Source organism: Macrococcoides bohemicum (genome assembly GCF_016865215.1).
Classification (GTDB): Bacteria; Bacillota; Bacilli; order Staphylococcales; family Staphylococcaceae; genus Macrococcoides; species Macrococcoides bohemicum.
The window spans coordinates 1110577-1132821 of the sequence record NZ_CP054482.1 but is presented as its reverse complement, the minus strand read 5'-3'; the positions used below and the strand labels follow the sequence as shown (position 1 = coordinate 1132821).

20 protein-coding genes are annotated in these 22245 nt (G+C 33.9%); 3 read left to right on the top strand and 17 right to left on the bottom strand.

Translation table 11 applies throughout. The features are described 5' to 3' along the window. Window positions 1-6: 6 nt before the first annotated feature. The 17 genes from uppS to ylqF form a co-directional block, all read right to left on the bottom strand. Window positions 7-780: an undecaprenyl pyrophosphate synthase gene (uppS, locus tag HT586_RS05840; protein WP_096076712.1), complete on the bottom strand. Its 774-nt coding sequence runs from the start codon at window positions 778-780 to the stop codon at window positions 7-9. 131 nt (window positions 781-911) lie between these two features. Beyond that, window positions 912-1469 carry a ribosome recycling factor gene (gene frr / locus HT586_RS05835; protein WP_096076713.1) on the bottom strand — a complete coding sequence of 186 codons (558 nt, stop codon included), beginning with the start codon at window positions 1467-1469 and terminating at the stop codon, window positions 912-914. A gap of 87 nt (window positions 1470-1556) precedes the next feature. Next, window positions 1557-2657 (bottom strand): IS30 family transposase, encoded by a 1101-nt coding sequence (locus tag HT586_RS05830; protein WP_203546518.1) that lies wholly within the window; start codon window positions 2655-2657, stop codon window positions 1557-1559. A 123-nt stretch (window positions 2658-2780) separates the two neighbouring features. Further along, on the bottom strand, window positions 2781-3503 hold the full coding sequence (pyrH, locus tag HT586_RS05825) for a UMP kinase (RefSeq protein WP_096076714.1): 723 nt from the start codon (window positions 3501-3503) through the stop codon (window positions 2781-2783). 204 nt (window positions 3504-3707) lie between these two features. Beyond that, complete coding sequence (gene tsf / locus HT586_RS05820; protein WP_133354042.1) at window positions 3708-4589, bottom strand: translation elongation factor Ts; 882 nt, start codon at window positions 4587-4589, stop codon at window positions 3708-3710. A gap of 133 nt (window positions 4590-4722) precedes the next feature. Further along, window positions 4723-5499 carry a 30S ribosomal protein S2 gene (gene rpsB / locus HT586_RS05815; protein ID WP_096076716.1) on the bottom strand — a complete coding sequence of 259 codons (777 nt, stop codon included), beginning with the start codon at window positions 5497-5499 and terminating at the stop codon, window positions 4723-4725. A gap of 195 nt (window positions 5500-5694) precedes the next feature. Continuing rightward, a complete protein-coding gene (gene codY / locus HT586_RS05810) occupies window positions 5695-6468 on the bottom strand; it encodes a GTP-sensing pleiotropic transcriptional regulator CodY (protein WP_203546493.1) in 774 nt (257 codons plus the stop codon). A gap of 64 nt (window positions 6469-6532) precedes the next feature. Beyond that, window positions 6533-7915 (bottom strand): ATP-dependent protease ATPase subunit HslU, encoded by a 1383-nt coding sequence (gene hslU, locus HT586_RS05805; RefSeq protein ID WP_203546492.1) that lies wholly within the window; start codon window positions 7913-7915, stop codon window positions 6533-6535. Window positions 7916-7929: 14 nt separating this feature from the next. After that, on the bottom strand, window positions 7930-8475 hold the full coding sequence (gene hslV / locus HT586_RS05800) for an ATP-dependent protease subunit HslV (protein WP_165958640.1): 546 nt from the start codon (window positions 8473-8475) through the stop codon (window positions 7930-7932). Window positions 8476-8484: 9 nt separating this feature from the next. Continuing rightward, entirely contained in the window at window positions 8485-9357 is an 873-nt protein-coding gene (gene xerC / locus HT586_RS05795) for a tyrosine recombinase XerC (protein WP_096078090.1), read from the bottom strand. Between the two features lie 72 nt (window positions 9358-9429). After that, window positions 9430-10731, bottom strand: a complete 1302-nt coding sequence (gene trmFO, locus HT586_RS05790; RefSeq protein ID WP_203546491.1) for an FADH(2)-oxidizing methylenetetrahydrofolate--tRNA-(uracil(54)-C(5))-methyltransferase TrmFO — start codon at window positions 10729-10731, stop codon at window positions 9430-9432. A 156-nt stretch (window positions 10732-10887) separates the two neighbouring features. Beyond that, a complete protein-coding gene (gene topA / locus HT586_RS05785) occupies window positions 10888-12960 on the bottom strand; it encodes a type I DNA topoisomerase (protein ID WP_203546548.1) in 2073 nt (690 codons plus the stop codon). Window positions 12961-13126: 166 nt separating this feature from the next. Then, a complete protein-coding gene (gene dprA, locus HT586_RS05780) occupies window positions 13127-13999 on the bottom strand; it encodes a DNA-processing protein DprA (protein ID WP_096076722.1) in 873 nt (290 codons plus the stop codon). A gap of 272 nt (window positions 14000-14271) precedes the next feature. Continuing rightward, on the bottom strand, window positions 14272-15180 hold the full coding sequence (gene sucD, locus HT586_RS05775; RefSeq protein ID WP_096076723.1) for a succinate--CoA ligase subunit alpha: 909 nt from the start codon (window positions 15178-15180) through the stop codon (window positions 14272-14274). A gap of 15 nt (window positions 15181-15195) precedes the next feature. After that, a complete protein-coding gene (gene sucC, locus HT586_RS05770) occupies window positions 15196-16365 on the bottom strand; it encodes an ADP-forming succinate--CoA ligase subunit beta (protein WP_096076724.1) in 1170 nt (389 codons plus the stop codon). 152 nt (window positions 16366-16517) lie between these two features. Then, a complete protein-coding gene (locus tag HT586_RS05765; protein WP_203546490.1) occupies window positions 16518-17285 on the bottom strand; it encodes a ribonuclease HII in 768 nt (255 codons plus the stop codon). Then, window positions 17275-18147, bottom strand: coding sequence for a ribosome biogenesis GTPase YlqF (ylqF, locus tag HT586_RS05760; RefSeq protein WP_133354037.1), 873 nt, complete (start codon window positions 18145-18147; stop codon window positions 17275-17277). The genes HT586_RS05765 and ylqF overlap by 11 nt, the downstream gene beginning before the upstream one ends. Window positions 18148-18263: 116 nt before the next feature. Between ylqF and HT586_RS05755 the strand changes: the two genes are divergently transcribed. From HT586_RS05755 to HT586_RS05745, 3 genes are read left to right on the top strand one after another with little or no spacing between them, the layout of a single operon-like run. Beyond that, window positions 18264-19211 carry a glycosyltransferase family 2 protein gene (locus tag HT586_RS05755; RefSeq protein ID WP_096076727.1) on the top strand — a complete coding sequence of 316 codons (948 nt, stop codon included), beginning with the start codon at window positions 18264-18266 and terminating at the stop codon, window positions 19209-19211. After that, complete coding sequence (locus tag HT586_RS05750) at window positions 19201-19590, top strand: GtrA family protein (RefSeq protein WP_096076728.1); 390 nt, start codon at window positions 19201-19203, stop codon at window positions 19588-19590. Before HT586_RS05755 ends, HT586_RS05750 begins: the two co-directional genes overlap by 11 nt. Continuing rightward, the gene (locus HT586_RS05745; protein ID WP_203546489.1) at window positions 19587-22220 is read left to right on the top strand and encodes a YfhO family protein; all 2634 of its coding nucleotides are present in this window, start codon (window positions 19587-19589) and stop codon (window positions 22218-22220) included. The genes HT586_RS05750 and HT586_RS05745 overlap by 4 nt, the downstream gene beginning before the upstream one ends. Window positions 22221-22245: the final 25 nt, after the last annotated feature.

Genomic DNA, 22245 nt, shown 5'->3' with positions numbered 1-22245 from the left:
TACTCCTTATAATCCGCCGAATCGTCTATGTCGGCTATGGTATTCTTCTATACAACGATCCATTTCTTCTGCATCGAAATCTGGCCATAATGTATCTACAAATACAAATTCACTATATGAGGCTTGCCAGATTAAAAAGTTACTTAATCGTTCTTCTCCTGATGTTCTTATCATTAACTCAGGATCTGGTATTGCTTTTGTAAACAAATAATCTGCAAAAGTTTCTTCATTAATTTCACTTAAATCAATCTGATTATCTTTATAACGTTCAGCAATTAACTGTACTGCAGATACAATCTCTTTACGTCCACCATAATTTAATGCAAAGACTAATGTTAAACCACTATTATTTTTCGTCTTTTCTTTAGCTTCAAGCACTGCTTTTCGCGTATGTTCAGGTAGCTGATCGATAAAGCCAATCGTTTCTACCTTTACATTTTTCTCGATCAGTTCCGGTAAAAATGTTGAAAGAAAATCACCAGGTAATTTCATCAAATAGTTAACTTCATCTTTAGGTCGTGACCAGTTTTCAGTAGAAAAAGCATATAGTGTTAAATACTTAACGCCAATATCACTCGCATGTCTCGTTATCGCTTTAACTGTCTGCATCCCTTCATAATGACCTTTTATACGCGGCATATTACGCTGTTTTGCCCATCTTCCGTTACCATCCATAATAATCGCAATATGCGTTGGAACAGCTTCTGTGGCTGCATTTTTTTGTTTAATATTCTTATCTATATTTCTTTTATTATTTTTTCTTTTTAAGAAAGGAATCATGATGTCCTCCAAATTCAAAACATTATTAATATATTCTATCATAAATCTAACAGAGTGACATGGATATACAGAAAAAAGGACAAAAAAAGACTGAGATAAGCTTACAATTATCTCAGTCTAAATATAAAAGATTAAACTTCTAAAATACTGCTTTCTTTTTCAGCAGTTAGTGCATCGATCTTTTTAATATGATTATCAGTTTCTGTCTGAACATCATCTGTAAATGATTTTAAATCATCTTCTGTCAGTTCACCATTCTTTTCAGCTTTCTTTAATGCATCATTTGCATCACGACGAATATTTCGGATTGCAACTTTAGCATTTTCAGCTTCTTTTTTCGCTTCTTTAACTAATTCTTTACGGCGTTCTTCAGTTAATGCCGGCACTGTAATACGAATAACGTTACCATCTGAAGTAGGATTAACACCTAAGTTTGCCATATTAATCGCTTTTAAAATATCATCGATTGAAGATTTATCATATGGTGTTACAAGTAACATTCTTGGTTCTGGTACAGAAATACCAGCTAATTGTTGAACAGGCGTATCAGCACCATAGTAGTTTACAGATACGCGTTCTAATAAATTTGCATTTGCATGTCCTGCACGAATAGCAGCAAATTCACGAACTAGGCTTTCAATACTTTTTTCCATTTTAGACTTTAATTCATTAATTATTTCAGTCGTCATTATGAATCTCCTTTTATATCATTGTTAATATTATTATACCAAATTATTTCCGAAAATTTCAATTGCAAGTTAGCCACAACATCCAAATTAATAGAGATAGTAACTTAATGGTTCACTTAATAATCCTTCGGATTTTAGTGACTTCAGAAACAGGTATGTAGGTGTTTCGTAATCTAGAATTTTTCTGGGATAATTGTTCATCCAGTTTTGGATACGATAAATTATCTCATCAGATACTGATCCCATACTGATTCCTTTAGGGATTATCCTTCTAATGAATTTATGGTGGTTTTCTTTAGTACCTCGTTCCCATGATGAATAAGGGTGCGTAAAGTATATTTCAGTATCAGGTAATGTCTCTGTAAGGTCACAGAACTCTGATCCGTTATCAGAAGTAATAGACTTGAATATTCGTGAAAATGAATTACCTATTTGATCTTTTAATTGACTTAATGCTAATGTGACAGCATCATTAGTTTTACTTTTAATAGGAACGATGATTTCAAATCGTGTCTGTCTTTCAACAAGTGTAAGTAACGCTTTTTCATTTTTAAGTTTAGAACCAATTACAGTATCTATTTCCCAATGACCAAAGACATCTCTAGAATTGATTTCATGACTTCTATCTTCGATAGATTTTCCTAATACTTTTTTATTTTTTCGACTAGGTCTTCTATTTGTATTTGGTTTTCGTGAAATCTTCTCTATAAGGTCGATATTAGAGGTCTTCATAATTCCTCTTTCAATCCAGTTATATAGTGTTGAAACACAAGGAATAATAGAATCACAAAAAATATTATTCTTTTTAGCATAGGCAACTACGACATCGGGAGACCATTTTTTATTCAACATCATCTTATCAGCCCAATCAATAAAAGCATGAGATAGCTGATGTTTTGGAGTCCTGTAAGAATTCATACGATTTGTTTCATATTTAAGTTGAGCAACATCAGGGAAATAGCATTCATAATCATAAAAATATTCTTTACCATTAGAAACTACGCGCTTAATTTGTTTAACAGTTCCTCTATTGATCTCATTGTTAATTGTTTGAGGTGCTCTATTCAAAATTTTAGCAATAGCACGATTTGAATAATTTTCACTCTTCAAAACCTGAATTTGATATCTTTCAAATTCAGTTAAGTGTTTTCCTTTAACATGATTAGTGGTACCATTTAGATGAGTCATTTGCATTCATTCCTTATTGTTTGTTGTGGTAACTACAATATTAACATGGATGCACATGGCTCATTTTTTATTTTTTAAAGCACACCGTAGGTGGCTAACTTGATTATAGAATTTCCCACCAAATTATTTCGTAATCGTCGTACCAATTTCTTCTCCCATAATTGCACGTTTAATATTACCGTCCTCCATAATCGAGAATACAACTAAAGGAATATCGTTATCCATACAGAATGAGCTTGCAGTTGAATCCATTACTTGTAATCCTTCCTGCAACATTTGGATATACGTTAACTTTTCATATTTAACAGCATTAGGGTCTACTTTAGGATCAGCTGAATAAACACCATCTACATTATTTTTACCCATAAGAATTACATCTGCTTCCATTTCAGCTGCACGTAATGCTGCTGTTGTATCTGTTGAGAAGTATGGATTACCGATACCAGCTGCAAATATTACAACACGGCCTTTTTCTAAATGACGAATCGCACGACGTCTAATATACGGCTCAGCAACTTGTTTCATTTCGATAGATGTTAACACGCGAGTATCACAGTCCAATTGTTCTAATGAATCCTGCAGGGCTAAAGAATTCATTACAGTTGCCAGCATACCCATGTAGTCAGCTGTACCTCTGTCCATACCTAAGTCACTACCTGTTTTACCGCGCCAGATGTTACCTCCGCCAACGATAACTGCAACTTCGCAATCCATTTTAGCAACTTCAGCAACTTGTTCAGCAATACTTTTAATAACGAAAGGATTGATACCAAAACCAGTTTCTCCAGCAAGTGCTTCACCACTTAATTTTAATACGACACGTTTATATTTAGATAATTCTTTCATTTTATTAACTCCGCCCTCTCAATGATATTAATGCTAAATTTTCGTAATTCATTTACTCAAAAAACTGCATTAATTTAAATTCTATTATACACAAAACTATGAGTATTATACCAATAAATAATTATGAATGAAAATAAAATTAGAATAAACCTTACATTTATTCAATATGTATAAAAAAAGACACCGAAGTGTCTTTAATTCATATTATTTACCCATTTGACCCATTACTTCATCAGCAAAGTTATCTTGACGTTTCTCGATACCTTCTCCAACTTCATAACGAACGAATGATTTTAAAGTTCCACCTTTAGATTTTAAGAATTCAGCAACTGTTTGATCTGGATTCTTAACGAATGGTTGGTCAACTGCACAAATTTCTTCTAAATATTTACGTAAGCGACCTTCAACCATTTTTTCTACGATATTTTCAGGTTTACCTTCATTTAAAGCTTGTTGTTTTAATACGTTCTTTTCATGTTCTAACTCTTCAGCAGAAACTTGTTCACGTGATACGAATTTAGGATTTAAAGCAGCAATATGCATCGCAACGTCTTTAGCACCTTCAGCATCAGTTGAATTTTCAACTAAAGCTAATACACCGATACGTCCACCCATGTGTAAGTATTCACCGAATGTATCTGCATCAGTTTTAGAAACTAATACGAAACGACGTAAAGTTAATTTTTCACCGATTGTAGAAATAGCTTCGTTCATTTTAACTTCAACAGTTTTACCAGCTTCGATTTCAGAAGCCATTAAAGCATCTAAATCTGCAGGTTTTGTTGCTAAAATGTGATCAGCGATTTCTTTAACTAAAGCTTGGAAGCCTTCATTACGTGCAACGAAGTCAGTCTCAGAGTTTAATTCTAATAATACTGCATCGTTTCCTTTAGAAGCTACATAAGTAGTACCTTCTGCTGCGATACGGTCAGCTTTCTTAGCTGCTTTAGCAATACCTTTTTCACGTAAGTAATCAACAGCTGCGTCGATATCTCCGTTTGTTTCAGTTAATGCTTTTTTGCAGTCCATCATACCTGCGCCTGTTCTTTCACGTAATTGTTTAACTAATTGTGCTGTAATAGCCATTATATAATACCTCCAAAGAATTTGTGTTTTTACAATATAATAATACTAAACTCAAGCTAAAAACGCTAAAGTAAAGTGTTAATTCTTAAAAAAAGTGATAAATGTTATACACTTATCACCTTCATTTTAAAACTTATGCTTCTGTAGTTTCTGTTGCTTCTGCAGCAGGCTCTTCAGCAGTTTCAGTTAAATCGATATTTTGTTCAGCAGCTACTTCTTCATTAGAAACGCCTTGACGTCCTTCTAAGATAGCATCTGCCATTTTACCAGTTAATAATTTAACGGCACGGATTGCGTCATCATTTGCTGGGATAACATAATCGATTTCGTCTGGATCACAGTTTGTATCAACGATACCAACGATAGGAATGTGTAATTTTTTAGCTTCAGCAATCGCGTTACGCTCTTTACGAGGATCAACGACGAATAATGCTGCAGGCATTGATTTCATTTCACGAATTCCGCCTAAGAATTTGATTAAACGATCATATTCTTTTTTAAGTTCAACTACTTCTTTTTTTGGAAGTACGTTGAAAGTACCGTCTTCTTCCATTTTTTCAATTTCAGAAATACGTTTTACACGTTTGTTGATTGTTTTGTAGTTTGTTAAAGTTCCACCTAACCAACGTTCGTTAATAAAGAATTGACCTGAACGAATTGCTTCGTCTTTAATTGCATCTTGTGCTTGTTTTTTAGTACCTACGAATAATACAGTACCGCCTTCTTCAGATACAGATTTCATAAAGTTGTATGCTTCTTCAACTTTTTTAACTGTTTTTTGTAAGTCAATAATGTAAATTCCGTTTCTTTCTGTGAAGATATATTTCTTCATTTTTGGGTTCCAGCGACGTGTTTGGTGACCAAAGTGTACACCAGCTTCTAACAATTGTTTCATTGAGATTACTGCCATTTTAATTTCCTCCTAATTGGTTTTATTCCTCCACTACAGGCAACTTCAGAAACAACTTGCGTTGCACCATCCAAAATATTCATCCATAGTGTGTGAATTTGGCTTTTTTCAAGCCATATGTAAATATATCATAAAAAAACACGTTCATCAATACTTTAGATATAAAATAGTGATGAAACGTGTATCCTTTTTATTTTAATGCGCATTTGCCAATTCTTCTAAGAATTTTTCTTTCTTAATTTTAATGAAAGTACCTTTCATACCTAATGAACGAGATTCAATAACACCCGCAGATTCTAACTTTCTTAATGCGTTAACAATAACTGAACGTGTTATACCAACACGGTCTGCAACTTTTGAAGCAACAAGTAATCCTTCGTTTGCACCAAGTTCTTCAAAAATATGTTCAATCGCTTCTTTTTCAGAATATGATAGCGAACTGATAGCCATATTAATCGCTGCTTTATCACGTGCAATTTTTTCAATATCAGCATGCTTTTCTCTTAAAATTTCCATACCTACTACTGTTGCAGCATATTCACCTAAAACAAGATCATTTTCATCATAATCTTTATCTACGCGTCCAAGCACTAAAGTACCTAAACGTGTACCGCCACCCTTAATAGGTATAACAACTGTATTTGACTTTTTAAACAGTTCTTCATTTTCTGGTGGAAAAACTGATAATCTATTATCTAATGATATATTACTTTTAGTAACATCAACTGCTAGTAATAAATCAACATATTCTTTTGGAAATTGGCGTTCTTCCAGCATTTTAATAATACGTTCATTTTTTAAAAGTTCATTAACACCAAACCCTAATAATTTACCGCGACGAGATAAGATGAATACATTGGACTGCATCGTCGAACCTAATTGATCGGCCATCTCTTTAAAATCAACTGCTAAACCTTTATGTTCTTGTAATAACTGATTGATTTCACGCGTTCTTTTTAATAATGACATAATAATTCTCCTTTAAAATATATTTTATATTTATTTAATATTTAACTTTTTCATTTAAGGATTCTTATAATATAAATTCACTTAAATCTTTATTTTTAGCGATTGTTCCAAGCTTTGACTCAACATATTGCGCAGTTATTTCAACAGATGCATGCGGCATATCAGGCGCTTCATATGATAAATCTTCAAGCATTTTTTCTAATATCGTGTGCAAACGACGCGCTCCGATATTATCCGTTTCCTGATTGACATCATATGCAATTTGAGCAAGCTTCTCTATTGCTTCATCTGTAAAGTTGATTGTTACATGTTCTGTCTGCATTAAACTTTCATATTGTTTTAGTAGTGATGTTTTCGGTTCTTTTAATATTTTAATAAAGTCTTGTACAGAAAGCTTCTCTAATTCAACACGAATTGGAAAACGACCTTGTAATTCTGGTATCAAGTCGCTTGGTTTAGATACATGGAATGCGCCGGCTCCGATGAATAATATGTGCTCTGTATTGACTGCTCCATATTTCGTCTGAACAACACTACCCTCAACGATCGGTAAAATGTCTCGTTGCACACCTTGTCGGGAAACATCTGCGCCTTGATTACTTCCAGCAATCTTATCGATTTCATCGATAAAGACAATTCCCATCGTTTCTACAAGCTGAATCGCTTCATCTTGTACAGATTCTTCATCAATCAATTTCGTTGCTTCTTCATCGATAAGAATTTCACGCGCACGTGATACAGGTAATGTGCGTTCTACTTTTTTCTTAGGCATCATTTGACTAAACATATCCTGCATGTTATCCTGCATGCCGTTCATACCAAACATACCTAAACCTTTCAATTCCTGTTCCACCTTGATCTTTACAGTCTCATCTTCAAGTTGACCTACTAGTAGTCTTTCTCTAATATCTTTACGCTTAAGTTTTACACTTTCATCAGGTACATCTTCAACCTCTTCTTCCTGTTGCATCGTTTGATTAAACAACATTTCAAAAGGATTTGAAGATTGCTTTTCTTTTTTCTTCATTGCTGGTGCTAATAATTTTATGAGACGCTCTGTTGCATTTTTTTCTGCTTCAGTACGCACTTCATTTTTCATTCTATTTTTAATTAATCGCACACCGTTTTCGGTTAAATCACGAATCATACTTTCTACATCACGACCTACATAACCAACTTCTGTATACTTTGTTGCTTCCACTTTGACAAACGGCGCACCAACAAGCGTCGCCATACGTCGTGCAATTTCTGTTTTGCCGACACCAGTAGGTCCAATCATAAGAATATTTTTCGGTATAATTTCTTTTTGCATGTTTTCGTCTAAAGCCATACGACGATAACGATTGCGTAAACTGATCGCAACTTTTCTTTTAGCATCTGCTTGTCCTATAATATGTTCATCAAGACTTGCAACAATTGCTTTCGGCGTTAAATTATTTTTATCCAAGTTTAACCCTCCAACTATAATTCTTCAACGATAATATTATGGTTTGTAAACACACATATATCAGCAGCAGTTTCAAGAGAAGCCAGTGCAATTTCTTTTGCACTTAAATGACTGGCATGTTTTTTTAACGCACGTCCTGCGCTAAGTGCATAATTACCACCAGAACCGATTGCGATAATGTCGTCATCTGGTTGTATCACTTCACCCGTTCCACTAACAACAAGTAACTCATTTTTATTCATCACGATTAACATTGCTTCAAGCTGGCGCAACATTTTATCTCCACGCCATTCTTTAGCTAGTTCTACTGCTGCACGGGACAAATTACCATTATATTCATGTAATTTCATTTCAAACTTTTCAAACAATGTAAATGCATCTGCTACACTACCAGCAAATCCGGCAACTACTTCATCATTAAATAATCTTCGCACTTTGCGTGCAGTTTGTTTCATAATAACTTGCTGACCGAGTGTTACTTGTCCATCACCACTCATAGCACATTGATCATTATGACGAATAGCAAATATCGTTGTAGCATGTAATTGATTATTCAAAATATCAGCTCCTTAAGCTCTAGGATGTGCATTTAAATAAGACTTTCTGAGATGTTCTTTTGTAACATGTGTATACTTACCGGTTGTAGATAAGTTAACGTGACCGAGTAAATCCTGCACTGTTCGTAAATCTGCACCATTATTTAATAAATGAGTGGCAAATGTATGTCTCAGTTTATGTGGATGAATTTCATTCGGTCCAGTTGCTCTCTTTACGATTTGGTCTAAGACATAACGAACGCCCCTTTCTGTTAGCGGGGCATTTCTGTTATTTATCAATAAATAATCATGATCAATTTTTCGGGTTTCTCTCAGTGCAAGATAATCTTCAATAGCACTTTGTGCAAATGCACCATACGGCACTATTCTTTCCTTATTCCCTTTACCTCGAACTTTTAACATCATCATTTGCTGGTCAAGATCCGTAAGTTTAAGATTCGTTAACTCTGCTGCCCGTATACCAGTTGCATAAAGTAATTCCAAAATTACTTTATCACGCGTATATAAAGGTTTCGATGTGTCAATCGCTTCAAATAATTGTGCCATCTCTTCTTCATAAAAAAATTTAGGTAAATATTTTTCTTGTTTTGGATGAACGAGCTGATTAAAAGGATTAACTTTTTCTGAATCCTGATATAAATATTTATAAAATGACCTTAATGATGAGATGTGTCTGGAAACAGTCGTTCTTTTAAGTCCTCTGTTATACATGTGGACTAAATAATTTCTCGCATCTCGGTACTCAAATATTGATATCGTTAAACATTCTTTTTGTAAAAATAATAAAAAATTCTGTAAATCATTTTCATAGGCAGTAATCGTATGCTCTGAAAAGTTGCGTTCTTGTTCTAAATATTTAAGAAATGCTTTAACTTCAGTGTTCATCATACTTCCACCCCTATTTATCTGAATTGTAACACAATTCATTTCTATTTTGAAATGATTTCTATCATAAAATTAAAGTGTAACTTTAAAATGTTCTAAAGTAGTTAACGCGCGATTTGCAAGTGCTTCATAGCGCTCTTTTTTATCTTTAATACGTGTATCTAAATTAGGAAGAAGGCCAAAGTTGGCATTCATCGGTTGAAAGTTTTTACTGTTCGTATGCGTAATATAATAAGCCATAGAACCGATCACTGTTTTTTCAGGGAATAGTACAGGCGCAACACCACTAATATGCTTAGCCATATTAATACCTGCAACTAATCCACTCGCTGCTGATTCTACGTATCCTTCAACACCAGTCATCTGGCCAGCTAAAAATAATTCATCGTTGCCTTTGAATTGATATGTCTGTTGTAAATTAGTTGGTGAATTAATAAATGTATTACGATGCATAACGCCATATCTGACAACTTCGACATTTTCTAATCCAGGAATTAGCTTTAATATCTCTTTTTGTGCACCCCATTTAAGATGTGTCTGAAAACCTACTATATTATATAAAGTTCCGGCAGCATCATCCTGGCGTAATTGAACAACTGCATATGGACGTTTTCCTGTCTTAGGATCTTCTAATCCAACAGGTTTCATCGGTCCAAATAATAAAGTTTTTCGTCCGCGTTTAGCCATCTCTTCAAATGGCATACAGCCTTCAAAATAAATCTCTTTTTCAAAATCTTTTAACGGAACAACTTCTGCTTCTAGTAAAGCATCATAGAATCGATTAAATTCCTCTTCCGTCATCGGACAATTTAAATAAGCAGCTTCACCTTTGTCGTAACGAGATTTTAAATAAACTTTTTCCATATCAATTGAATCCTTTTCTATGATTGGGGCAGCAGCATCATAAAAATAAAGATGTTCTTGTCCAGTCAAGCGTTGGATATCTTTACTCAAACTTTCTGTCGTTAAAGGACCCGTAGCAATAATTGTAGGACCGTCAGGTACACTGGTTATTTCTTCATTGATGACTTCAATATTCGGATGATTTTTTAAAGTGTCGGTAATATAACCACTGAATTCATGTCGGTCGACAGCTAATGCACCTCCTGCTGGAACTGAAGCATTATCGGCAGCTTTAATTACCAATGAATCTAATCGTCTCATTTCTTCTTTTAATACACCCACTGCATTTGTAAGTGCATTTCCTCGTAGGGAATTGGAACATACTAACTCTGCAAATTTATCTGTATGATGTGCCGGAGTCTGTTTAACTGGGCGCATTTCATATAATTTAACTTTCACGTCTCGTTTTGCTAATTGATATGCAGCTTCAGAACCTGCTAAACCTGCTCCAATGATATTTACTCTCTTCATTTTATTCCTCCTCTAAGTCCTACCCGATTGTAATATATTTTCATGTTTTTAAAAAGAGATTTATCTGAATTTATTATAAATTTGTCTAATTCTTAATAGAAAATTTACAAAAACAAAAAATGTGCACATCTGTATATTTGATGTGCACATCTTTCGTTATTGTGCTTTTTCGTCGTAATCACAATTTGTACATATGACTTGCGTTTGTTTGCCTTTTTTACGTTCAACAAGTTGTGTATCACATTTTGGACATTTACGTGCGATTGGTTTATCCCATGATAAGTAATCACATTCTGGGAAGTTACTACAACCATAAAAGATTCTATTCTTCTTCGATTTACGTTCAACGACCTCACCATCGTTACATTTAGGACATGGTACGCCGATTGTCTTAACTATTGCTTTCGTATTACGACAATCAGGAAAATTTGAACATGCCATAAATTTTCCGTATCGACCCATTTTATATACCATAGGTGAACCACATTTCTCGCAATCTTCACCAGCTGGCTCATCTTTGATTTCAATTTTCTCCATTTCCTGTTCTGCACGATCAACATGTGTCTTAAAGTCACCGTAGAATGTTGAAATAACCTTCTTCCACTCTATTTCTCCGTTAGCAACTCTATCAAGAAGCTTTTCCATATTAACTGTAAAATCAATATCAATAATCTCTGGAAAATATTCTTTTACAGATTCATGAACAATTTGACCGAGTTCTGTCGGATAGAATTTTTTCTGGTCTACTTTAACATAGTTACGTTTTTGAATCGTATCAATCGTCGGTGCATATGTAGAAGGACGGCCAATACCTTTTTCTTCTAAAGTTTTAACAAGACGCGCTTCAGTATAACGTGGAGGCGGTTGTGTAAAGTGTTGGTTTTCGTCAATATTTACTGCCTTTACTTTATCTCCGACATTCAGTTCAGGTAAACGATTTTCACCTTCTTCTTTATCTTCATCATTACCTTCAACGTATACGCTCATAAACCCTTTAAATTTAATCGTCTGACCATTCGCACGGAATTTAATATTATCCTGAACAAGATCGACACTTACAGTATCAATAACAGCAGGTGCCATTTGACTTGCCATAAAACGTTCCCAGATTAACTTATATAGTCGAAGCTGGTCTCGTGATAAATAAGCTTTCATTTCAGTCGGTGTTCGAAGTGCAGAAGTTGGACGTACTGCTTCATGGGCATCTTGAGCACCACCTTTAGCGCTCGCTTTACGTTTCGATAAATATTCTTTACCAAATTTTTCTTCAATGTAGCTAGCAGCTTCAGTTTTTGCTGTATCAGAGATACGTGTTGAATCGGTACGCATATACGTTATTAAACCTACAGTTCCCTGCTTCTTAAGATCTATACCTTCGTATAATTGTTGCGCCAACATCATCGTTTTACGTGTTTTAAAATTAAGTTTACGGGCAGCTTCCTGCTGTAATGAACTTGTCGTAAAAGGTAATGCTGGGTTTCTAAGCTTTTCTTTCTTTGTAACATCTGTCACCTCAAACATATCGGTCTTAAGCTGACTAACAATCGCTTTAACATCTTCGTCGTTCGATAACTTTTTAGGTTTGTTTGATTCATGCAAAAACTTTGCTTTAAATTCTTTATTTTTAAAAGAAAACAAACCGTCAATTGTCCAGTATTCCTCAGGTTTAAATGCATTAATCTCTTCTTCACGATCAATAATGAGTTTCAATGCAACAGACTGAACTCGGCCAGCAGAAAGTCCTTTCTTTACTTTTTTCCATAAAACAGGCGAGATATTATAACCAACGAGACGATCTAAGACACGTCGCGCCTGCTGTGCATCAACTAACTCATGCTTGATCTCACGTGGATTTTTAAAACTTTCTTTAACAGCATCTTTTGTTATCTCATTAAATACGACGCGAGATTTTGCTGATTGATCTATATCTAAAATATGTGCTAAATGCCAGGCAATCGCTTCCCCTTCGCGGTCCGGGTCACTTGCGAGATAAACGTTTTTCGCTTTTTTCGCATGTTTCTTTAAATCCTGTACAACAGGTCCCTTACCGCGTATCGTGATATATCTTGGTTCAAAATCGTTCTCAGTATCCACACCCATTTGACTTCTAGGTAAATCCCTAACATGTCCCATTGATGCGACAACTTTAAATTTTTTTCCTAAATATTTCTCAATGGTTTTTGCTTTTGCAGGCGATTCTACAATGACGAGATTCTCTGCCATTTTGATATCCCCCTTTAATTTAAATCTGTTTTGCTTTTCAATGATAAATAATATACGTTTCATTTCTATCTTGTCAAATTTTATTTCTAAATTCATACAAAAATTAAAATATAAACAATAAAAATGATGAAAAAATTTATAAAATATATTATTTATAATAGAAGAAACTCATCTATATAAAATCCTCTAAAATATCTTCTACTTGAACAATTATTTTAGCTCCTTCAGCAATCTTTTGATTACATCCTTGAGAAAGTTTTGAAATAATCTTACCAGGCAAGCAGTAAACATCTCGATTTTGATCTAAAGCCTGATCACACGTTATTAAACTACCGCTTCTCAGTTGTGCTTCAGTAATTAAAATGCCTTGTGATAATCCACTGATAATTCTATTACGTTCAGGAAATTGAAATTTAGCAATCTGTGTCGTTGGATAATATTCGCTAATAACAAGATGATGACATTCCATATTGCGTCGTAATAGCGTCACCTCTTCTGGATAATAGTAATCATGACCGAAACCAAGAACTCCAATGGTTTTGCCGCCATGATAATTTGCAGCCAAATGTGCATCACTATCTGCACCTTTAGCTAAACCACTTACAATTGTAATATTATGTTTCACTAAATGCGGCATAAATTGATCTATAACTTCTGATGTGTAGTCTGTTCTATTGCGACTACCGACAATCGCTAAAAAATGCTTACGCGATAAAATAGAAATATCACCTTTACAGAAAATAACAAATGGAACATCATAGATCTGTTTTAATAAAGATGGAAATTGATCAGAATTGTAAAATACAGGTGTAATAAAACGGGAAGATAAAGCGTGGTGTATTTCCTCAATACTAAGTGAATTGAATCGTTGAATTTTTAAATATAATTTATTATCACGATTAAGTAAATTATTTAATATCGGAAAGACACGTTTGTAAGGTATATCAAATGTATTAAAGTTCTGATTTATTTTATGAAGTTGTTGCGTTGTAAATCCAGATGCGATGAGCCTTAATATGAGTTGCTCTTCATGTGAATAATTCATTTTTATCACCTCAAACAATACAATAATTGTTTGATATTAACTTATTGTTAATTTAATTCATAATATTATTGAGATTTAATAAAAATTTTAGGGTTAAAATATTTTTTTACTCTTTTATTTCATAATATATGTAAAAAAAACATCACTTATTTTCCAATATTGTATTATCCCTAATTGATTTATTTAGTACATATTATCAACACATTTTCTCCTGAATTACTCTAAATAAAAAAGCCAAGACTCTTAATTGAGTCTCAGCTTACTAACATTTATTATTTAACAGTTAAACATTTTTCGTATAACCCATCTTCTTCTTTAATGCGTTCTACTAATGTTGAACCGATATCAGATGGCGTTGCTGCTGTTTTAATGCCTGCAGCATTCATCGCTTTAATTTTCTCTACAGCTGTACCTTTACCACCAGAGATGATTGCACCAGCGTGTCCCATACGTTTTCCTGGAGGTGCTGTTTGCCCACCTATGAATCCTACAACTGGTTTCGTCATATTTGCTTTAACCCATTCTGCTGCTTCTTCTTCAGCAGTTCCACCGATTTCACCAATCATTACTACTGCTAAAGTTTCAGGGTCATTATTAAATGCTTCTAAAGCATCGATAAAGTTTGTTCCGTTAACCGGATCTCCACCAATACCAACTGCTGTCGTTTGACCAATACCTAATTGTGTTAATTGATGTACCGCTTCATATGTTAATGTTCCAGAACGACTTACAACACCAACATGTCCTTTTTTATGAATATATCCTGGCATGATACCAATCTTGCATTCGTCAGCAGTAATAACACCTGGACAGTTAGGTCCCACTAAACGTGTTTTCTTGCCTTGCATATAACGTTTAACTTTAACCATATCTAACACTGGAATGTGTTCAGTGATACAGATTGCTAAATCTAACTCTGCATCTACACATTCTACGATTGCATCAGCAGCAAATGGTGCTGGTACATAGATAACCGAAACTGTTGCACCAGTAGCTTTAACTGCTTCTTCTACTGTATTGAATACTGGCACGCCTTCAACTTCCATGCCGCCTTTACCAGGTGTAACACCTGCAACGATTTTTGTACCATACTCAATCATTTGTTTTGTATGAAATAATGCTGTTGATCCTGTTATACCTTGTACGATTACTTTCGTATCTTTATCAATAAATACTCCCACGTTTATCCCCGCTTCCTATTTAGCTTCTTTTACTAATTCAACGATTTTTTGTGCACCTTCAGCCATTGTGCTAGCTGGAGTAATTGCTAATCCAGAATTGTTTAGAATTTCTTTACCTTGTTCAACGTTTGTACCTTCTAAACGTACAACTAATGGAATAGTTAATTCTAATTCTTTCGCTGCTGCTACAACACCTTCAGCGATAATGTCACATTTCATGATGCCACCAAAGATATTTACAAAAATACCTTCAACTTTTTCATCACCTAAAATGATCTTGAAAGCTTCAGTAACTTTCTCTTTTGTAGCGCCGCCCCCTACATCCAGGAAGTTCGCCGGATTTCCGCCGAAGTGGTTAATTGTGTCCATTGTAGCCATTGCAAGACCCGCACCGTTAACCATACAGCCGATATTTCCATCTAAAGCAATGTATGATAAATCATATTTAGATGCTTCGATTTCTTTTGGATCTTCTTCGTCTAAATCACGTAATTCAACTACGTCTTTTTGACGGAATAAGGCATTAGCGTCAAAGTTAATCTTAGCGTCTAAAGCTAAAACGTCGCCAGAACCTGTTGTTACTAATGGGTTAATCTCAATAATAGATGCATCTTTTTGAATGAATACATCATATAATCCCATCATAATTTTAACTGCTTTATTTACAGATTCTTTAGGAATATTAATGTTGAATGCTAAACGACGTGCTTGATAAGGCATTAATCCTACTACAGGATCGATGACTTCTTTGAAGATTTTTTCCGGAGTAGCTTCTGCTACCTCTTCAATTTCAGTTCCACCTTCTTCAGATCCCATTAATACAACTGAATCTGTTGCACGGTCTAATACAAAACCTAGGTAGTATTCTTTTTGAATGTCGCAACCTTCTTCAATTAAAAGGCGTTTAATTTCTTTACCTTCCGGGCCAGTTTGGTGCGTAACTAAAACTTTGCCTAATAATTCTTTGGCATAGCTTTCTACTTCATCCAATGATTTAGCAATTTTAACGCCACCCGCTTTACCACGGCCACCAGCGTGAATTTGAGCTTTAACAACATAAACGCCTTCTGTTAAACCTTTTGCTACTTCAACTGCTTCTTCAGGTGTATATGCAACTGAACCATTTGGTACTGCTACACCCATCGAGCGAAAAATTTCTTTCCCTTGATACTCATGGATATTCATCTTCCATCCTCCTAGATTGCACAATTATTTATGTTACGTTTCAATTATAGAAAATGTAAGCGCTATTGTAAACTGAATAATCCTAAAAAGAAACGTGTTTTCACTCAAATTTTTCAAAAATGAGTAAAAACACGTTTTAAGTAACGTTTAAATCAAAAATTGCATGTTCTCATCGATTTAATTGGTTCAAATGTTTTTCGGTGAATAAGTGTTATGCCATAAGTCGCTAAACCTTCCAGATGTTTCTTCGTACCATATCCAGCATTATTTTCAAAATCATAACCCGGATAGATTTCGGCTAATTCTGCCATTAAACGGTCACGGTATTGTTTAGCGATAACACTTGCTGCTGCAATTGAAATACTTGTACTATCACCTTTTATGATGGATTCTTCTATTAATCCCGTCTGTAACTTCATCGCATCAATTAACAGCACATCAGGTGTTACAGGTAATCCTTCAATCGCACGCAACATTGCTATTTTAGTCGCCTCATAAATATTTACAGCGTCTATTTCTTCTACCGTTGCTATACCGATTGCACAAGTTACATTTTCAATTAGATCAGCTTCTATTTTTGCACGATTGATTTTAGACATTTGTTTAGAATCATTTAGCCCGTAAAATGCATGATTCTCATTGAGTATAACAGCACACGCTACTACTGGACCTGCTAATGGCCCACGCCCAACTTCATCAATACCGGCTATAACTTTCCCAGGATATTTATTTTCATATAAAAGCATCTCATCGTATTGTTCAACTAATTGCTTTTGTTTTTCATAAATTTTTTTTTGCTGATTTTTAATTTTTAAAGCACCCGTTCTTGTCTCAGTCGCAAAGAATTTATCAAGATTACTCACCGGAATTGATTGTACCAATGATTTTAACTGTGCGATACTATAGTCATTACTCTTCATCTTTTTCCTCTAATAAATCAAGTGAATCAAACGTATATTTACCGATTTTCTCATTACGTATATCACGAATAATCAATTCAACAACACTTTCATAATCAATTTCATTACCACGTAGTTTCATTCCACGAGACTTTCCGATAGCATCAAATACTTCAACATAAGGTGTATCCGCTTCAACATTAATGTTGTAATGTTTATTCAGCGTTTGGAGATCATTCTGTTGTAAAAACTCAATCCCATATATCGCTACTTCATCCAGATGAACAATACTATCTTTGATTGCCCCTGTTAAACTTAATTTTTTTCCGACAAACTGATCTTCAAACTTCGGCCATAGAATACCTGGTGTATCAAGTAATTCTAAGCTAGTTCCTACTTTAATCCATTGCTGCTTTTTAGTAACACCTGGCATATTCCCTGTCTTAGCGATTGATTTCTTTGCTAAACGGTTTATCAGTGTTGACTTACCAACATTCGGGATACCTACAATCATCGCACGTATTGCACGTGGTCTTAAACCTTTTGCTTTCATGCGATCAAATTTTTCTTTCGTTACAATTTCTGCAGCTTTTGTCACTTGCGATAAATTTTTACCATTTTTACTATCAATAAGGACTGGATAGAAACCTTTTTCTTCAAAATATTGCATCCATTGACGCGTCTTATTTAAATCCGCCATATCCATCTTATTCAAAAGCACAACACGAGGCTTATCTTTAATGACTTCATCAATCATCGGGTTGCGTGATGAATACGGAATTCGTGCATCTACAAGCTCAAATACTACATCTACCAGCTTTAATTGTTCTGTTACTTCTCTTCTTGCCTTGGCCATATGACCAGGAAACCATTGAATAGTCATCTATATTATATCTCCCTACTATATATTTAATGATTTAACACGTGACCTTTATTATAATGTCATTATAATATTATATACTATTATGAAGATATATTTTTAAAAAAAGAGGCGTACATATGTTAATATCTTTGATTATTCCAATCTATAATGAAGAAAAAAATATCTATAAGCTGGCTGAAACGATTCAGCAAACGATGGATAAACATCATTTCCACTATGAAGTAATGCTTGTTAACGACGGTTCTAAAGATCGTTCTTTACAGTTATTAAAAGAAATTGCAACACAGAATCACAATTTTAAATATATATCTTTTTCAAGAAATTTCGGTAAGGAGGCAGCAATGTTTGCGGGTCTTAAAAATTGTTCAGGTGACTGCGCAATCATTTTAGATGCCGATCTTCAGCATCCACCAGAATTTATTCCTACAATGGTTGCCGCATATCAGGAAGGATACGATCAGGTTGTGATGCGCAGAGACCGATCTGGAGAACAGTTTTTAAGAAAAATTCCGACACAAATTTTTTATAAATTGATCAATAGTACAGTTGACGTTAAATTAACAGATGGCGAAGGCGATTTTCGTTTAATATCACGTGATGTGATTGACAGTATCGTGTCTCTGGAAGAATATAACCGATTTTCAAAAGGTATATTTGAATGGGTTGGCTATAACAAAAAAACGATACCTTTTAAGAATATGCAGCGTGAATCTGGTCAATCATCATTTTCCAGCCTTAAGCTTATCGATTATGCCATCGATGGTATCATCAGTTATAATAATAAGCCACTTAGAATCTGTTTTTATTTAGGAAGCATCACGATGGTGCTATGTTTATTATATATTTTAATGACTTTAATCCAGATCATGACGCACGGCATTGATGAACCCGGCTATTTCACGATTATTTCATCTGTGTTGTTTTTAGGTGCCCTACAGCTTTTTAGTTTAGGCATTATTGGAGAGTATATCGGTCGAATATATTTTGAAACGAAGAAACGACCACACTATATTATTAAGGATACGAATATTAAACACAGTACTGGTGAATCAGATGAAACTTAATCAATCATATCAACGATTTATCAAGTTTGTAGTTGTAGGTATCATCAATACATTCAACTATTATGTGATATATCTTTTCTTATTAAAAATAGTATCTGCCAACTATTTATTTAGTCATTTAACAGGATTCATCTGTTCGTTTATTATTTCATTTTTCCTAAACTGCTACTTTGTTTATAGCGTTAAACCTACATGGCATAAATTTATAGCTTTTCCTTTAACACAGGTTGTCAATATGGGAATTCAGACAGCATTACTGTATATATTCGTTGATATTTTTTCTATCAATAAAGTCTGGGCACCTTTTCCTGCATTAATCTTTACAATTCCAATAACATATATCATTACAACTTATATTTTAACGAAGGAGCAAAAATGAAGAACAAAAAATACTCACCACTATTGTTAATTGTAATCGCATTATTATTAGCTATATTCGGTCATAGTTTTTACATCTATCGATTCTTTAAAGACGGGACTATCTTTACAGGACCAAATGATGGACTGGAACAAATGTTACCGATGCAGCTATATCTATATGATAAATTCATCTCCGGGGAATTCTTTTATAATTTAGACTTTGGTCTTGGGGGAGATTATTATACAGATTTAGCATATTACTATTCTACATCGATTATTTTCTTTATTAATATGCTCGCTGTACGTTTTTTTGATTTATTTTTTAACTTTCAGGTAGACACTGTTACTTTCTGGGCTAAAAATGCATTCTTTATCTCGATAGCTAAATCAACTGCTGGTATTTTAGCGAGTTACTATTATTTCAGAAAGATAAAGATGACACCAATTCCTGCGTTATTGTCTGGTTTTCTATTCTTAACATCAGCAATATACTTTAGGTTTACATTATACTGGTCATTCTTTAGTGATGTTTTTATTTTCTTACCATTGTTATTACTAGGTATTGAACGTTACATACAAGATGAGAAAAAAGGTATTTTTATCATTGCTACTGCTTGTATTTTTATCAATAACTTCTACTTTGCATATTATCAGGTGTTATTCGGATTAATCTATTTTGTTCTAAGAAATATTTTCAGAAGTGAGTATGATACAGTTGAACGCGCTAAGCAGTGGATTAATTTTGTGATTATGGCTGTACTTGGTTTAATGATCAGTGCTTTTGCATTTTTTTATGGGGCAAAGAGTTTTCTACAGAATGAACGTGCGCCTTATAACGTAAAGATACCTTTATTTGATCCATTTGATCAAAATGCCAATATCTTTTATGATAATTATCTTGTCATCGTCCTATTTATTACTATACAGGCATTACTTACTTTTAAATTCTATAAAAATTATTTCTATCGCTTTTTTGCAATTATGTCTATTGCTTTGATGTTGCTTAGCTTCACGCCTTTTATCGACTCAGTATTTAATGGTTTTAGTGCACCTCAAAAACGCTGGCACTATTTAATTACATTCTTTACAAGTGGCTTGATCGGATTCTATATTATGAAATTTAAAGAGATTTCAATCCAGAATTACTTATATTCTTTAGTTCCGGGATTTGTCATTGTATTTATGAGTCATCATTATATAGATAAAGCTGTAACCTGGATCTGGCTTTTACCTGTTATCGCAATCATTGGATTAATTGTATTAATCGTCAAAGACAATGCAGTCAAACAAACAATTTACTATTTACTAATTGCAATGATTATTATACTGGACTGGGATATTGTTCGCGTACATAATAAACTCGATAACTATAATCCAGGTATTGAAGAGCGTGCAAAGATGAGTTATATCGAGTCTAGTGTTTATGACTCTCCTTTGCAAAGGCAAATTGTAGATGAACTAAAGAAAAAATTAAAGCCTGGGGAACGTATCGACTGGCGTGTATTAGAACAAGATAACACACCGATGTATCAAAACTATAACGGGGTTTCATTATATTCAAGTATCTTTGATGGCTCACTTATTGATTTTTTCTATAAGCAATTAAAAATCAATATTAAAGAAGAGTCATTATCTCGATACTCTACTTTTAATTCAAGAAGTAACTTAGAGTCACTTATGAATATTCGTTATTTAGTAAGAAAGTCTTATCAGACAGATATCCCTGAAAACTTTAAGTTAATTGCTGATAATGGGAAATATAAAATATATGAAAATACTAAAATGATTCCTTTCGCTCGAATTACATCCAACGTAGTAAACAGCAATGATTTAACAACTCCGATTGACAGAGAACATGCAATGATAGAAGCTATCGTATCTGATCGTTTAGCAACGAATTACAAAATCAATCCAGCAAAAAATTTATTATCTGAAATGAAAGTTACACCTTCAGGTGCTGAATGGATTGCTGATAATAAGACATTAAAGGTGAATCCTCCTAGCGGTGGATTAGTAATAGACATCCCAAAAGCTTTATTAAAAGCGTATAAAGATTTTTATGTAGATATGCATGTACAGTTACAATCACCTGTCACAAATCATCAGATTAATATCAATGGGTACGCGAATAACCGACTATTTCAAACGAGTAAATATCGCACACATTATGATGATCTGATGTATAGAGTGAAGTCACCGAAAAATGGAAAGATATTGATCGGTTTAACAGGTGGAACGTATCAATTAACAATCAATGGTATTTATGGAGAAGACTATAAAACTTTATCTAAAGTGAATCAGACAAAAAATTATACGTTCACTGATAACGGTAATAAAATGACTGTTCAGCTTAAATCATCAAAAGATGGTTACTTAACAGTACCTATTACATATCGCGATGGTATGCGCGCATATGTTGATGGTAAAAAAGTTGATGTTGAAAGAGCAAACTATATTATGAGCGCTGTGAAAGTCGATGATAATACAAAAACTGTAGAATTTCGTTATACGCCACCATATTTTTATTTGATGGTCGCAATATCGCTATTAGGTATTATTCTTTCTGTGTTGTACACGAGAATTTCGACTGGTGAAAGGAAGAAGATAAAATATGTTTTCTCAAAAAATAAAAAACAGGATCTGGTCTAACATAAAAATCTTAGGAGTGGCAACT